The organism is Streptomyces gilvosporeus (genome assembly GCF_002082195.1).
In the GTDB taxonomy this organism is placed as follows: Bacteria; Actinomycetota; Actinomycetes; order Streptomycetales; family Streptomycetaceae; genus Streptomyces; species Streptomyces gilvosporeus.
In genome coordinates, this window is the sequence record NZ_CP020569.1 from 4,535,548 (window position 1) to 4,550,638 (window position 15,091).

Consider the following 15,091-nt stretch of genomic DNA (forward strand, 5'->3'; position numbering starts at 1 on the left):
CGGATTCGCTACGCGCCCCGTACGCGGCCGCCGGTCGGCCTCAGGCGGCGTCCGTGTGCGCGTCCGCCGCGGTCAGGGCCTCGTCGAGGGCGGCCAGGCCCTCCTTGGCCTCCGCCTCGGTGATCGTGCAGGCGGGGACCACATGGGTGCGGTTCATGTTCACGAACGGCCACAGACCACCGCGCTTGCAGGCCGCGGCGAATGCGCCCATCGGGGCGTTGGCGGCGCCGGAGGCGTTGTACGGCACCAGGGGCTCGCGGGTCTCCTTGTTCTTGACCAGATCGAGCGCCCAGAAGACGCCCAGACCGCGGACCTCGCCGACGGACGGGTGCCGCTCGGCGATCTCCCGCAGGGCGGGGCCGATGACCTTCTCGCCGATCTCCGCGGCGTTCTCCACGATCCGCTCCTCGGCCATCGCGTTGATCGTCGCAACGGCGGAGGCGCAGGCCAGCGGGTGGCCGGAGTAGGTCAGGCCGCCCGGGAAGGGCCGCTGGTCGAAGGTGGCGGCGATCTCGGCGCTGATCGCGACGCCGCCCAGCGGGACATAGCCGGAGTTGACGCCCTTGGCGAAGGTCAGCAGGTCGGGGGTGACGCCGAAGTGGTCGGCGGCGAACCACTTGCCGGTGCGGCCGAAGCCCGCCATGACCTCGTCGAGGATGAAGACGATGCCGTAGCGGTCGCAGATCTCGCGGACGCCGGCGAGGTAGCCGGGCGGCGGGACCATGATCCCCGCGGTGCCGGGCACGGACTCCAGGATGATCGCGGCGATCGACTGCGGGCCCTCGAAGGCGATGGTCTGCTCAAGATGCGCCAGGGCGCGCTCGCACTCCTGCTGCTCGTTCTCGGCGTGGAAGGGCGAGCGGTAGAGGAACGGGCCCCAGAAGTGGACGACACCCGCCGAGGCGGTGTCGGAGGGCCAGCGGCGCGGGTCGCCGGTCAGGTTGATCGCGGCGGCGGTGGCGCCGTGGTACGAGCGGTAGGTGGACAGCACCTTGCTGCGGCCGGTGTGCAGGCGGGCCATGCGGACCGCGTTCTCCACCGCCTCCGCGCCGCCGTTGGTGAAGAAGATCTTGTCGAGGTCGCCGGGGGTGCGCTCGGCGATCAGCCGGGCGGCCTCGGAGCGGACGTCGACGGCGAAGCCGGGCGCGAGGGTGCACAGCTTGGCGGCCTGCTCCTGGATGGCCGCGACGACCTTGGGGTGCTGGTGGCCGATGTTGGTGTTGACCAGCTGGGAGGAGAAGTCGAGGTAGCGGTTGCCGTCGTAGTCCCAGAAGTACGAGCCCTCGGCCCCGGCGACCGCCAGCGGGTCGATCAGGCCCTGCGCGGACCAGGAGTGAAAGACATGGGCGCGGTCGGCGGCCTTGACTGCGGCCCCGGCGGCGGGGTCGGCGGCGGAAGCGGAGGGGGTCGTAGTCACGGTCAGTACCTCGGATCGGGTCGCTCGGGCCGCCGGTGGACAGGCCCGGCGAACACCTCTCAGCGTAAGGATCACCGTCCTCCGGCGGGTACCGACAGTGTGTATGGCGCTCACCACGCGCTCGGACAGAATGTCTACGGGACGGGCGGAATGTCTGCGGGGGTTGGAGGAAGCTCCGAGGAACCTTCGAGGAAGCGCCGGGGAGGGGCGGCCGGGGAGTGTTTCACGTGAAACGTCGGCGATGGTGTCGGTTTCACGTGAAACATCGGCTCCTCCATCGGCTCCTCCCCGGCGCCCCCTCACGCCGCGGTGGGAAATGCCGTACGCACCGCCCGCTGCCAGTCGTGGGCGGTGAGGTCCGGGCGCAGGGCCGACAACCCGCCGCAGTATTTGGTGAATTCGGCGGCGTGGATGCCGTAGCCGTGCAGCAGTCGGTCGGCCTCGGTCAGGTGGCCGGTGGTCTTGGTCTCGACGAGGATCAGCCCGCCGTCGGCCCGTACCGTGTGGCCGGTCTCCAGATCGCGGCAGAGCAGGGCCGCATCGCAGGTGATGCGCCGGCCGTTGGCGACGAAGGTGGCCCGGGTGTAGTCCGTCTCGATGGAGCGGCCCAGCTCGGTGGGGGCCGCGATCCCGTACGAACGGTCGAGTACGGACGCCAGGAAGCCGCGCGGGGCCGCGCCGAGGGCCGCATCGCCCGGCAACAGCGGCTGCCGGTGCTTGACCGTCTCGCCGCGGCTCCCCTTGAGCTTGATCTCGAACTGCCGCTCCCCCGTGTCCGCGTACAGCCGCTCGCGGATCTTGTAGCGCAGCCGGCGGCGCTGCCGGTCGTCGTGGAAGGAACGCAGGTCGGGGGTGTCGTAGTAGACGGAGTGATAGCGGAACCAGCGGCGGCCGTTGATGCACAGCACGGCGAACGGGCCGCCGGGGCGCCGGCGGTCGGTGAGTTCGGCCGCGAAGGCGGCGAAGACCTCGACCGGGACGAGATAGGTGTTGTCGAAGCGGGCGAGGAGTTCGGCCCGTGCCTGGACGTCGGCGAGCGGTACCGGGCGCGCGGCCATGGCGGCGCGGGCGAGGGCTCGTACGGCGGGAATCACACGGTCTCCTTGGCAAGGAAGTGAGGACGGGGGATCGTGCGGGACCGGGCGGTGCTTACGGTGCGGTGCGGTGCAGTGCGCCGGGTGTGGGGCGCGTCGGTGCGGTGAGGTGCGCTGGAGCTCTGCGGGAGCCGCAGGTTGTGCGTGGTGCGGTGCGCCGTGCCGGATGCGCCGCTGTGCGATGCGTGGCGGTACGGGATACGTAGCGGCACGCGTTCTACGTTCCGTACCCCGGGAAAGTTCCGGGACGCGGAACCAGACATCCACCACCATCAGGTTCCGGACACCGTCCGGCCGTTGAACCGACCGCACGAACCGGACAGGGCAGAGCCCATGGCCGTTCAGGGGCGCTCCGACTGCCCCTGCCCGCGGCCCCCTGGATATCCTCACCGCGGACACGGGGACGCGGGCAGGGCGGATTCGGGGGAAAGGGCGACGGAATCGTGGAACAGCCGGGACATGCTGGGCAGCAACAGGGGCGGACGGGGCGAGCGGGCGGGCTGACGCCGCTCAACGCCGGGGACCCGCCGCGCATCGGGGACTACCGCCTGATCGGGCGGCTCGGCGAGGGCGGGATGGGCAAGGTGTTCCTGGCCCGCTCGGACCGCGGCCGTACCCTCGCCGTCAAGCTCGTGCGCGGCGAACTGGCCGGCCAGGAGGAGTTCCGCGCCCGCTTCCGACGCGAGGTGCGGGCCGCACAGCAGGTCGGCGGGGAGTGGACCGCGCCCGTACTGGACGCGGACACCGAGGCCGAGACGCCCTGGGTCGCCACCGGCTATATCGCCGGCCCCTCCCTGGCGCAGGTGGTCGCCGGCGGCACCCCGCTGCCCGAGCGGACGGTACGGATCCTGGCGGCCGGGCTGGCCCGCGCGCTCCAGGCGATCCACGCCGCCGGCATCGTGCACCGCGACCTCAAGCCCTCCAACGTTCTGATCACCATCGACGGCCCCCGCGTCATCGACTTCGGCATCGCCCGCGCCCTGGAAGCGGTGGCCGACGGCATGACCCGCACCGGTGCGACGCTCGGCTCCCCCGGGTTCATGGCGCCCGAGCAGGTGCGCGGTGAGCCGATCGGCCCGGCCTGTGATGTCTTCTGCCTCGGATCGGTCCTGATGTACGCGGCCACCGGGCGGCAGCCGTTCGGGACGGCCGAGAGCGGGGTGCATGCGCTGATGTACCGCATCGCCCAGGAGGAGCCCGACCTCGCCACCCTGCCGGCGGGTCTGCACCCCCTGGTCGCCGCCTGCCTGACCAAGGACCCGACCCAACGCCCCACACCGGCGCAGCTGGTGGCGATGGCGGAGGACCCCCTGGCGGGCGTCGCGGACGAGGACGAGCCCTGGCTGCCGGGGGCCCTGGTCGCGCGGCTGGGACGGCATGCCATCGAGCTGCTGGAGGCGGAGAATCCGAGCGACACGGGGGTGCACGCCATGCCCACCGTCGCCACGCCCCCGGCCGCCCCGCACACGCCTCCCCCGCACCACACACCGCCCGGTCAGCACACACCGCCCGGGCACTACGCGCCGCCCGTCCCGCCGCCGTCGCCTGTCCCCCAGGGCCCGGCCCCATACGCGCCCCAAGGGGGGTACGGGTACCCGCCGCCGGCCCAGGCACCGGCAGCCGCGCCACAGCCGCCCGCCCCGATGGCGCCGCGGGCGTCCCGCCGCCGTCAGCGGCGCGTCGGATCGACCCTGGCGGCCGTCATCGCGCTGGTCGCCTGCGCGGCCGCTGCGGTCACCGGGTATCTCGTGCTGAGCGACGACAGCGACGGCGTACGGGCGGAGGGCGCACAGGGCAAGGACGGCCGGGGCTCGGCAGCGCACGAGGACGGACGCATCCCAGCGGGCTATCTGGGCACCTGGGAGGCCACGGGCCTCGACGGCGCGGTCCACCACATCACGCTCAAGCAGGGCGCGGCCGGCGACACCGTCATGAGGATGACGGTGACCGGGGAAACCTATCGCTGCAGGTTCTCGGCCGCCCTGAAGAAGGCCGGGCCGCCGGTCCGCCTCGGCCCCTCCCAGGTCGACGGCGGCCAGACCCCCAGTTGCAGCCCCGGCTCGCCCAGCATCCTGAAGCTGGTGGGCGGACGGCTGGAGCGCTCCATGGCGGACGGCAAGGCGCCGCTGATGTACCGCAGGACCGGCTGACCCGGGCGGCGTCGGCGCGCGGCGCGGCGCAGCGCGCGCTGGTACGCGACAGGGCCCGCGCCCGTCCATGAGAACGGTGCGCGGGCCCTGCCGTCCCGGCTTCCGGGAGATGTACAGCGGACCTGCAACAGGACTACGACAGGAACGAGTTGATCTCGATCGTCTCGTCGCGCCCGGGGCCGACGCCGATGGCCGAGATCGGGGCGCCGGACATCTCCTCCAGCGCCTTGACGTACGCCTGCGCGTTCTTCGGCAGGTCGGAGAAGGACTTCGCCTTGGTGATGTCCTCGGACCAGCCCGGCAGCATCTCGTACACCGGCTTCGCGTGGTGGAAGTCGGTCTGCGAGTACGGCAGTTCCTCGACGCGCTTGCCGTCGATCTCGTAGGCGACGCAGACCGGGATCTGCTCCCAGCCGGTGAGGACGTCCAGCTTGGTGAGGAAGAAGTCGGTCAGGCCGTTCACCCGGGTCGCGTAGCGCGCGATGACCGCGTCGAACCAGCCGCAGCGGCGGTCGCGGCCGGTGGTCACGCCCCGCTCGCCGCCGATGGTGCGCAGCGCCTCGCCGTCCTTGTCGAACAGCTCGGTGGGGAACGGGCCGGCGCCGACGCGGGTGGTGTACGCCTTCAGGATGCCGATGACCCGGCTGATCTTCGTCGGGCCGACGCCGGCACCGGTGCAGGCACCGCCGGCCGTCGGGTTCGAGGACGTGACGAAGGGGTAGGTGCCGTGGTCGATGTCCAGCAGGGTGCCCTGGCCGCCTTCGAAGAGCACGACCTTGTCGTCGTCGAGGGCGTTGTTGAGGATCAGGGTGGTGTCGGCGACATAGCCCTTGATCTGCTCGGCGTAGCCCAGCAGCTCCTCGACGACCTGGCCGGCCTCGATGGCGCGGCGGTTGTAGAGCTTGGTGAGCAGCTGGTTCTTGACGTCGAGGGCCGCCTCGACCTTCTGGTGCAGGATCGACTCGTCGTAGAGGTCCTGGACCCGGATGCCGACGCGGTTGATCTTGTCGGCGTAGGTCGGGCCGATGCCGCGGCCGGTCGTGCCGATCTTGCGCTTTCCGAGGAAGCGCTCGGTCACCTTGTCGACGGTGATGTTGTACGGCGTGATCAGATGCGCGTTACCGCTGATCAGCAGCTTGGACGTGTCGACACCGCGCTCGTTGAGTCCGCTCAGCTCGGAGAGCAGGACCGCTGGGTCGACGACGACTCCGTTACCGATGACCGGGGTGCACCCCGGGGAGAGGATTCCGGAAGGGAGAAGGTGCAGCGCGTACTTCTGGTCGCCGACGACGACCGTGTGGCCGGCGTTGTTGCCGCCCTGGTAGCGCACTACGTAATCAACGGATCCACCGAGCAGATCGGTGGCCTTTCCCTTGCCCTCATCACCCCACTGAGCACCGAGCAGCACAAGTGCGGGCACAGGCGTACACCCCTTCCGGGCGGGGCATGTCCAACGTGCGTGGCTGGTGTCGGCGTGCGTGTTCACACGTCCGTCATCGCCAGATCCGTCGGACCGGTGCCCCGGAATAGACGAAGCCCCTGGCGCAATAGCGCAAGGGGCTCTTGCACCGAGATGCTACCTGAGGAAGGACCGAGGTGTCGGCGCAGCCTTCTGGGCACACTCCCGCGGACTCCGTTCGGGGGTACCCCCTGCTCGTGGTCATCGACCCGGTCGCGCGCCGTACGGACGGGGAATCCGTACGGATTGCGCGGGATGTCCTGTGTGCGGGAGCGGCGGGAGCCGGAGCGAAGATCTGCCTGCCGGAGGGGCCGGAGGAGTTCGCCCGGGCGCTGGCACGGCGCGGGCAGCGGCGCCCGGTGGTGATCGGGGACGACCGGGCGCTGCTGCGGGCCGTGGGGCTGCTGCACAAGGAGCGGGAGCTGGCGCGGGTGCCGGTGTCGGTGGTCCCGGTGGGGGCGCCCGCCGCGCTCGCGCTGAGCCGGTTGCTGGGGGTGCCCACGGACACGGTGGCGGCGGCGCGGACCGTCCTGGACGGCGGGGAGCGGGCCATGGATCTGCTCACGGACGACAGCGACGGGATCGTGCTGGGCGGGCTGCGGATCCCGTGCGCGGACGGCGCCCCGGTGGCGGGGCTCGCGCCCCTGGTCGAGCGCGCGGGGCCGGTGGCGGACCACCGGTCCTGGTGGGAGCCGGCCGCGCGGACGGCCCGTACGGCGCTGGCCCTGCTGGCCCCGGGGGCGGGACGGAGCCTCGGGCTCGGCCCCGGCGGGCGGCACGGGCGGGCCCCGGAACACCGGCTGCGGATCGAGGCGGACGGGGTGCTCCTGGCCGATCTGGACCGCCCGGTACGGGGGGTCTCGGTGACGACGGGGCCCGATCCCGAGGAGGACCGCGGGGCCGCCGGGGCGGACGGGGGACGGCGGGGCGCGGGCGGCGGCTTCGGACGGGACGGCGGAGGCGAGGGCCGACGCGAGGGTGACGGTTGGGACGCGGGTGCCGGGCACGACGGCGGTGGCGGGCGCGATGGCGGCTCCCGGCACGACGGCGGCGCCCGGCCCGACGCCCGTGGCGGGCCCGACGGCCGTGGCGGCGGCGGTCTGGCCGAGATCGAGGTGCGCTGGCCGGACGGGGCGCGGCCCGTCCGGGCGCAGGCGCGGGCGGTGACGGTGTCCGGGGCCGACTTCCACTACCGGGCGGACGCGGTGGTGGGCGGACCGGTGCGGACGCGTACGTGGACGGTGCAGGCGGGGGCGTGGCGGTTGACGGTGCCGCGCTGAGGGGGCGCCGCACCCGGCGGCCCCGGCCTCCCCGTCAGCCCCTGCTGTCCAGATAGGTGAGCACCGCCAGCACCCGCCGGTGCCCCCGGTCGTCCACCGGGAGCCCGAGCTTGGCGAAGATGTTGCCGATGTGCTTGTGCACGGCGTTGTCCGTGATGACCAGCCGCTCGCCGATCTCCCGGTTGCCCAGACCGCGCGCCATCAGGGTGAGCACCTCGCGCTCGCGCGGGGTGAGCGCGTCGACGGCGGCATTGCGGCCGGTCCCGGTCATGAGCTGATCGACCACCTCCGCGTCCATGACGGTGCCGCCCCGGGCCACCCGGCGCAGGGCGTCGACGAACTCGCCGACCCGGCTCACCCGGTCCTTGAGCAGATAGCCGACGCCCCCGGAGCCGTCGGCGAGCAGCTCATGGGCGTAGACCCGCTCCACGTACTGCGACAGCACCAGGACCGGCAGCCCGGGATGCGCGCGCCGGACGGCGAGCGCGGCCCGGATGCCCTCGTCGCGGAACGACGGGGGCAGCCGTACGTCGACGATCAGGGCGTCCGGGCGGTGTCGGGCCGCGGCGTCCAGCAGGCCGGGGGCGTCCGTGACGACGGCGGCCACCTCGATGTCCTTGGTCCCCAGGATCAGTTCCAGGCCCGCCGAGAGGAGCACATTGTCCTCGGCGATCACGACGCGCACGGCAGCTCCACGACGACGGCGGTCGGCCCGCCGGCGGGGCTGGTGACCCGGACGGTGCCGTCCAGCGCGGCCGCGCGGCGGCGGATGCCGACGATGCCGGTGCCCCGGGTCTCGTCGGCGCCGCCTCTCCCGTCGTCGGTGATCTCGATCAGCAGCCCGGCCTCATCGCGGGTCAGCCGGACCACGACCCGGGCGGCGCCGCTGTGCTTGGCGGCATTGGTGAGCGACTCCGTGACGACGAAGTAGGCGGCGGCCTCCACGGCGGCGGGCAGCCTGCCCAGTTCGCCGAGCTCCACCTCGGCGGGGATGCCGGCGCCCGCGGCCACGGCGGTGAGCGCGCCCTCCAGCCCCCGGTCGGTGAGGATCGGCGGGTACATCGTGCGGATCACCTCGCGCAGCTCCGCCATCGCCTCCTCGGCGCCTTCGTGGGCCTCCTGGAGCAGCTTCGCCAGTGCTCCCGACTCCTCGGGCAGCGTTTCCCTGGCCACGCCCAGCCGCATCGCGATCGCCACGAGCCGGGCCTGCGTCCCGTCGTGCAGATCGCGCTCGATACGGCGCAGCTCCGCACCGTGCGCATCCAGCACCCCGGCCCGGCTTTCGGTCAACTCCCCTACACGCTCGGCCAGTTGGACCTCCATGGATGGGGCCAGCGCCGTCAGGCAGCTCCGTGCATGCCGGCGCGCCAGCCGCGGCACCGCCCACCAGGCCACCGCCCCGGCGACGACGGTCTGCACGGCCCCCAGGGCGAGCGCGGCGCCCCACCCCGTCACCGGGACGGTCCCCAGCAGCCGCAGCGGCTCGCCTTCCGGGAACAGCCACCACACGGCGGTCACGGCCACGGTGCCCAGCGCCCCGCCGACGCCGGCGAGCGCGATCAGCCCGGCCGGAATCCCGGTCAGCGCCTGGCGGCACAGCCAGCGCAGGTCCTGCCGCGCCCCGGGACCGCGGACGGCCTGCCGCCACTGGGCGCCGATCCCCTTGGGCAGCCCCGTTGACCGTGCGGCGACCGAGACCTCCAGCAGTCCGGCGGCGCGCCCCCGGTGCCACTCGGCCCACCACCGCAGCCCCACCACCATCCGCGGGAACGCCACCAGGCCCAGCCCGCCCACCGCCGTACTCAGCACCCCCACGACCAGCAGGGGCAGCATCAGCAGCGACACCAGCCCCGACACCAGCCCGACCAGCAGATATCCCGCGCCCCGCCCCACTGTCGTCATGATCCCCGTCCCCCTGAGTCGTTGCACCGCGATCACGGGATGCGCCGTGATCGCCCCGGCCGCGGATCAGTCTGCGGTACGGGGCCGGGCGGGGGCACTACAGCAGGCTGCACTACGGCGGGCTGCGCGCCGGGCGGCCGGGATACGGGCCGATCGCCGTACGGCCGGGCGGAGTTGAGCCGTCACCCCTCAGTCGTCGGCGCCGCCCTCCCGCAGCTGGTCGCGGTGGTGGCGCCAGCGCTCCATCATGCCGCCGAGCTCACCCTGCATGAACTCGAAGAAGGCGAGGGTCTCGCCGATGCGGTGGGCGGCGGGGGAGGTGTCGCCGAGGCTTGCGAGGCCCTCGCGCAAGGTGGCCTCCCAGCGGCTGAGGACGTTGTCGCGGCGGGCCAGGGCCTCGTACCACTGGTCGCTGTGGACGCGGTAGCGGTCGCGCCGGGAGCCGGGCTCGCGTTCGCGGCTGAGCATGTTGACCTGGGAGAGGTAGCGCACGGCGCCGGAGACGGCGGCAGGGCTGATCTGGAGGCGTTCGCCGAGCTCCGCCGAGGTCAGGACACCGGTCTCGGAGGCCAGCAGGCAGGCGAAAACGCGCGAGGGCATCCGCGGCATCCCGGCGTCGACGAGCTGTGCGGCGAACCGCTCGACGAACTCCCCTACGGCCTCGGTGCCGCGCCGCTCCCCGGCGCCGCGCCGCTCCGCGGGGCGCTCCTGCTCCTGTCGCCCGCGCTGCTCATGTGCGCTGTGGTGCTCGTCGGCCATGTCCGCATCATCTCCCCTGATCAGAAACGCGACCCCAACGTATTACGATTCCTTAACTTCACAAATTTGTGAATCTAGCGTATCTTCACAAGCATGACGACGGCAATCTCTCCCTCTGTCGCGATCCGCGTGGCCGGCCTGCACAAGTCGTTCGGCCGCACCCACGCGCTGGACGGCCTCGACCTCGACGTCGAGGCCGGTGAGGTGCACGGCTTCCTCGGGCCCAACGGCGCCGGGAAGTCCACCACGATCCGCGTCCTGCTGGGCCTGCTGCGCGCCGACGGCGGCACCGCCCAGGTGCTGGGCAAGGACCCCTGGCGTGATGCGGTCGCGCTCCACCGCCACGTGGCCTACGTCCCCGGGGACGTCACCCTCTGGCGCAATCTCTCCGGCGGAGAGGTCATCGATCTCTACGGCCGGCTGCGCGGCGGTCTGGACGGCGCCCGGCGCGACGAACTGCTGGAGCGGTTCGAACTGGACCCGACCAAGAAGGGGCGGACGTACTCCAAGGGCAACCGTCAAAAGGTCGCCCTGGTCGCCGCGTTCGCCTCCGACGTCGATCTGCTGATCCTGGACGAGCCGACCTCCGGACTGGACCCGCTGATGGAGGAGGTCTTCCAGAGCTGCGTCGCCGAGGAGCGCGACCGCGGCCGTACGGTCCTGCTCTCCAGCCATGTGCTGTCCGAGGTCGAGGCGCTGTGCGACCGGGTCAGCATCATCCGCCAGGGGCGGACCGTCGAGTCCGGCTCGCTCGGGCAGCTGCGGCATCTCACCCGCACCTCCGTCATCGCCGAACTGGCAGGCCCGCCCAACGGACTGGCGCAGCTTCCCGGCGTGCACGACCTCACCAGTCAGGCGGCCGAGGGCGGCCAGGGCGTGCGGGTCACCCTCCAGGCCGACACCGACCGGCTCGATGCCGTCCTGCGCGCGCTGTGCGCATCCGGCGTCCGCAACCTGACCAGCACCCCGCCCACCCTCGAAGAGCTCTTCCTGCGGCACTACCAGGACGAGACCGGCGCCGACCGGGCGACCGGGGCAACCGCCCGCGGCAAGGAGGCGAGCGCGCGATGACCGCCGTATCGGCCGCGGCCACCCTTGCGCCGGCCCGCGGGTCCCGTCATCTGGCGGGCACCGGCGTGCTGTTGAGGCTCGCGCTGCGCCGCGACCGGGTGATGATCCCGGCCTGGGTGCTGGCCCTCGGGCTGCTCGTCGCCGCGATGGGCTCGTCCTTCCAGGCGCTGTACGACACCGCCGCCAAGCGGGCCGAGCTGGCCGCGTCGATGAACGCCAACGCCTCGCTGCGCGCGCTGTACGGACCGGTCTTCGGCGACACCATCGGCGGCCTGGTCACCTGGCGGATGGCCGGTTTCGGCGCGGTCCTCGCCGCCGTGATGAGCCTGCTGATCGTCGTGCGGCACACCCGCGAGGAGGAGGAGACGGGGCGTCAGGAGCTGCTCTCCGCAGGCATGGTCGGGCGTCGTGCGCCGCTGACCGCCGCGCTGCTCGCGGCCCTGATCGCCGATATCGCGCTGGCCGCGCTGATCGGGGGCGGGCTGGCCGCATCGGGCCAGCCGACGGCCGGTTCGTTCGCCCTGGGGCTCGCCATCGGTGGCACCGGCCTGCTGTTCGCCGCGCTGGCCGCCATCGCCGCACAGCTCACCGAGAGCGCCCGGCTCGCCAAGGGGCTCACCGGCGCGGTCCTCGGGCTCGTCTTCGCCCTGCGCGCCGCGGGGGACGCCGCGACGGCGGACGCCTCGTCGCCGCTCACCTGGATCTCGCCGATCGGCTGGGCCGAGCACGTCCGCGCCTACGCCGGCGACCGCTGGTGGGTGCTGCTTCTCCTCGCCGCCGGTACGGCCCTCGCCCTCGCCGCCGCCTATGTCCTGACGGCTCGTCGCGACATCGGGATGAGCTTCCTGCCGGCCCGCCCCGGCCCGGCCCGCGCGCCCCGGTCGCTGAGCGGCCCGTTCGGCCTGGCCTGGCGCCTCCAGCGCACCACTCTGCTGGGCTGGACGCTCGGCTTCCTCTGCGCCGGCGGGATCTTCGGCGGTATCGCCAAGGGCGCCTCCGACCTGGTCGGCACCAACCGGCAGGCCCTGGAGATCTTCCGGCGGATGGGCGGACAGCAGGCGCTGACCGACGCCTTCCTGGCCACGATGACCGGGATGCTGGGCATGGTCGCGGCGATCTACGCGGCCGGGGCGGTGCTCCGGCTGCGCGGCGAGGAAACCGGCGACCGCGCCGAACCGGTGCTGGCCTGCGCCGTCGGCCGTCTGCGCTGGGCCTGCGGCCATCTGGCCATCGCCTACGTCGGCACGGCCGTGATCCTGGCCTTCGGCGGCCTGGCCCTGGGCCTCGGCTACGGCGTCTCCGCCCATGACGTCACCGGCCGGCTCGGCCCGGTGCTCGGCGCCGCGCTCGCCCAGGTCCCCGCCGTCTGGGTGCTCACGGGCCTGGCCGTCTGCGTCTACGGACTGGTGCCCAAGGCCACCACCGCCGTGTGGGCCGTGGTGGGCGGCTGCCTCGCCATCGGCTGGATCGGCCCGGCCCTGAAGTTCCCGCAGTGGGCGATGGACCTCTCCCCGTACAGCCATCTGCCCAAGCTGCCGGGCGGCGAGGCCACGGCCGCCCCGTTCCTCTGGCTGCTCGGCCTCGCGGTCCTGCTCGCCACGGCCGGTCTCGTCGGCTTCCGCCGACGCGATATCGGCTGACCCCGGGCGGTCGTCCCTCGGGGGGACGGCCGCCCCCTGGTACGCGCGCCGCCGGAGCTGTAGCGGACTCCGGCGGCGCACTCCACTTTCTCCACAGGCTGTGGACAACCACGCGGGCCGTCGGGTGGGCGCGCGTCGGGCGGGGTCAGCCTCCCGGTGTGACCAGCCGGGCCTCGTACGCGAACACCGCCGCCTGGGTCCGGTCGCGCAGCCCCAGCTTGACGAGAATCCGGCTGACATGGGTCTTCACCGTGGATTCGGCGACGACCAGATGCTCGGCTATCTCGCCGTTCGACAGCCCCTGGGCGACCAGGACCAGCACCTCCGTCTCCCGTTCCGTCAGATCGCCGATCCGCTCCTGGGCGGGGGCGCGCGGGGTGCCGAGGCGGGAGAACTCGGAGATCAGGCGCTTGGTGACGGTGGGCGCGAGCAGCGCCTCGCCCGAGGCGACGATGCGGACGCCCTCGGCGAGCTGGCCGGCCGAGGCGTCCTTGAGCAGAAAGCCGCTGGCTCCGGCCCGCAGCGCCTGGTAGACGTATTCGTCCAGGTCGAAGGTGGTCAGCACCAGGACCTTGGCCTCGGCATCGGCGGCCACGATCTCGCGGGTCGCCTCCAGGCCGTTCATCTCCGGCATGCGGATGTCCATGAGCACGACATCCGGCTTCAGCTCCGCGACCTTGGCCACCGCCTGGCGGCCGTCGACGGCCTCGCCGACGACCTCGATGTCCGGCATCGCGTTGAGCAGCACGGAGAAGCCCTCGCGGACCATCACCTGGTCGTCGACGATCAGTACGCGGATCATGCCGTCTCCTCCCCCGCCGCATTCTTCCGGGGCGCATTCTTCCCGGCCGCCTGCTCCCTGGCCGCACGCGTACCGGCCGGATGCGCCGCCGGCTGAGCCGGGGCGTGCGCCACGGGTATGAAGGCGGCGACCTCGAAGCCGCCCTCCTCGGTGTGGTCCGCCGTCATCTCACCGCCCAGCATCTGCACGCGCTCGCGCATGCCCAGGACGCCGTGCCCGGCGCCCGGAGACGGCTTGGCCAGACGGCTCGCGGCGCCGTTGACGATCCGCAGGCCGATCCCGCCCAGGACGTACGAGATCTCCACCCGGGCCTCGGCGCCGGGGGCATGCCGCAGGGTGTTGCTCAGCGCCTCCTGCACGATCCGGTAGGCGGACAGCTCCACGCCCTGGGGCAGCGGCCTGGGCGATCCGGTGATCACCGCCTCGACGGTCAGCCCGGCGCCGCGGACACTGGTCAGCAGGCCGTCGAGGCTGGCGAGGGTGGGCTGTGGGGCCTCCGGGTCGGCCTCGGCGAAGGCGTCCGGGTCCTCGGAGCGGACCACGCCCAGGATGCGGCGCAGCTCGGTCAGCGCGGCCACGGCGTTCTCGCGGATCGTCGCGAAGGAGGTGGCCAGCTCCGGCGGGGTGTCCTTGACGCGGTACGGGGCGGCCTCGGCCTGGATGGCGATGACCGACATATGGTGCGCGACGACATCGTGCAGTTCGCGGGCGATCGTGGCGCGCTCCTCCAGGAGCGTGCGCCGGGAGCGCTCCTCGGCGGTGGCCGTCTGCGTCTCGACGACCTGCTGACGCTCCTGGCGCCAGGCGCGGACAGCGGCCGCGGCGACCAGCATCAGCCCGGAGAAGAACGCCACCGGCGCCAGATCGCCCGTGCCGTAGCCGATGAGTACGGACGGCACCGCCGCGACGGCGAAGGTGACCAGCCACATCTCCAGGGCCAGGCGGGGACGGGTGCGCAGCACGACCAGGGTCATCACGGCGAGGTGGGTGGGGTACGCGATGCCGTTGAAGAGGCTGCTCCCGTACGAGGCGAAGAGGAGATTGCCGCCCAGCGTCACGACGAACGCGGTCAGCGACAGCCAGAAGGCGCCCACCGGACGGAAGAGGGTGAGCATCGGCGGAACGGCGACCAGCAGGCACAGGGCGGCGACCACGAGGCCGCGCAGCGGGCCCGCGGAGGATTCCGTGGTGAAGGAGGCCAGGAACACGCACACGGAGAAGAAGCCGACGACGGAGTGCGGCAGCCAGCACAGCAGATGCCGCACCCGCTCCGGCATCCAGGGCACCCAGCGGGCCACCTTGGCGTCGTCCAGTGGCGGCATCGGGCGGAAGGCGAAGGCATCGACGAACAGGTCCTGGCGCAGCCGGTGCAGCGCGCCACGGACTATTCGTGCCTCCGAGCGCAGGGTGCTCTGCGTCTGGGTCGTGTGGCTCGTCTGGTTCACGTAGACCACGGTAAGCAAGACCGGCCGGTCGGGCGTCCGCTGCGGCGTGTATCTTCCGCGTCCCCCGCAGGT

Annotated in this window: 12 protein-coding genes; 4 read left to right on the forward strand and 8 right to left on the reverse strand. The window is 72.9% G+C overall.

The genetic code is table 11. The annotated features are described in order from the left end of the window. Window positions 1-40: 40 nt before the first annotated feature. Complete coding sequence (locus B1H19_RS20130; RefSeq protein ID WP_083106030.1) at window positions 41-1,417, reverse strand: aspartate aminotransferase family protein; 1,377 nt, start codon at window positions 1,415-1,417, stop codon at window positions 41-43. Window positions 1,418-1,716: 299 nt separating this feature from the next. Further along, on the reverse strand, window positions 1,717-2,511 hold the full coding sequence (locus tag B1H19_RS20135) for a polyphosphate polymerase domain-containing protein (protein ID WP_083106031.1): 795 nt from the start codon (window positions 2,509-2,511) through the stop codon (window positions 1,717-1,719). 443 nt (window positions 2,512-2,954) lie between these two features. Here B1H19_RS20135 and B1H19_RS20140 point away from each other — a divergent pair, with 443 nt between their 5' ends. Continuing rightward, window positions 2,955-4,661, forward strand: a complete 1,707-nt coding sequence (locus B1H19_RS20140; RefSeq protein WP_083106032.1) for a serine/threonine-protein kinase — start codon at window positions 2,955-2,957, stop codon at window positions 4,659-4,661. Between the two features lie 133 nt (window positions 4,662-4,794). On the opposite strand, the gene B1H19_RS20145 is transcribed toward B1H19_RS20140, so the two are convergent. Next, window positions 4,795-6,081: an adenylosuccinate synthase gene (locus B1H19_RS20145; RefSeq protein WP_083106033.1), complete on the reverse strand. Its 1,287-nt coding sequence runs from the start codon at window positions 6,079-6,081 to the stop codon at window positions 4,795-4,797. Between the two features lie 236 nt (window positions 6,082-6,317). Here B1H19_RS20145 and B1H19_RS20150 point away from each other — a divergent pair, with 236 nt between their 5' ends. Then, complete coding sequence (locus B1H19_RS20150; protein ID WP_083106034.1) at window positions 6,318-7,400, forward strand: diacylglycerol kinase catalytic domain-containing protein; 1,083 nt, start codon at window positions 6,318-6,320, stop codon at window positions 7,398-7,400. A 34-nt stretch (window positions 7,401-7,434) separates the two neighbouring features. Here the strand turns inward: B1H19_RS20150 and B1H19_RS20155 are convergent, their stop codons facing one another. The 3 genes from B1H19_RS20155 to B1H19_RS20165 form a co-directional block, all read right to left on the reverse strand. Further along, window positions 7,435-8,085 carry a response regulator transcription factor gene (locus B1H19_RS20155; protein WP_083106035.1) on the reverse strand — a complete coding sequence of 217 codons (651 nt, stop codon included), beginning with the start codon at window positions 8,083-8,085 and terminating at the stop codon, window positions 7,435-7,437. Then, window positions 8,073-9,302 (reverse strand): sensor histidine kinase, encoded by a 1,230-nt coding sequence (locus B1H19_RS20160; RefSeq protein ID WP_083106036.1) that lies wholly within the window; start codon window positions 9,300-9,302, stop codon window positions 8,073-8,075. The genes B1H19_RS20155 and B1H19_RS20160 overlap by 13 nt, the downstream gene beginning before the upstream one ends. A 189-nt stretch (window positions 9,303-9,491) precedes the next feature. Next, window positions 9,492-10,061, reverse strand: a complete 570-nt coding sequence (locus B1H19_RS20165; protein WP_107426068.1) for a GbsR/MarR family transcriptional regulator — start codon at window positions 10,059-10,061, stop codon at window positions 9,492-9,494. 93 nt (window positions 10,062-10,154) lie between these two features. Between B1H19_RS20165 and B1H19_RS20170 the strand changes: the two genes are divergently transcribed. Together B1H19_RS20170 and B1H19_RS20175 are read left to right on the forward strand one after the other, a co-directional pair. Continuing rightward, complete coding sequence (locus B1H19_RS20170; protein ID WP_083106038.1) at window positions 10,155-11,132, forward strand: ABC transporter ATP-binding protein; 978 nt, start codon at window positions 10,155-10,157, stop codon at window positions 11,130-11,132. Beyond that, complete coding sequence (locus B1H19_RS20175; RefSeq protein ID WP_083106039.1) at window positions 11,129-12,772, forward strand: ABC transporter permease; 1,644 nt, start codon at window positions 11,129-11,131, stop codon at window positions 12,770-12,772. The genes B1H19_RS20170 and B1H19_RS20175 overlap by 4 nt, the downstream gene beginning before the upstream one ends. 145 nt (window positions 12,773-12,917) lie before the next feature. On the opposite strand, the gene B1H19_RS20180 is transcribed toward B1H19_RS20175, so the two are convergent. Continuing rightward, on the reverse strand, window positions 12,918-13,574 hold the full coding sequence (locus tag B1H19_RS20180; RefSeq protein ID WP_030068653.1) for a response regulator: 657 nt from the start codon (window positions 13,572-13,574) through the stop codon (window positions 12,918-12,920). After that, window positions 13,571-15,028: a sensor histidine kinase gene (locus B1H19_RS20185; RefSeq protein WP_083106040.1), complete on the reverse strand. Its 1,458-nt coding sequence runs from the start codon at window positions 15,026-15,028 to the stop codon at window positions 13,571-13,573. The genes B1H19_RS20180 and B1H19_RS20185 overlap by 4 nt, the downstream gene beginning before the upstream one ends. Between the last annotated feature and the right edge of the window lie 63 nt (window positions 15,029-15,091).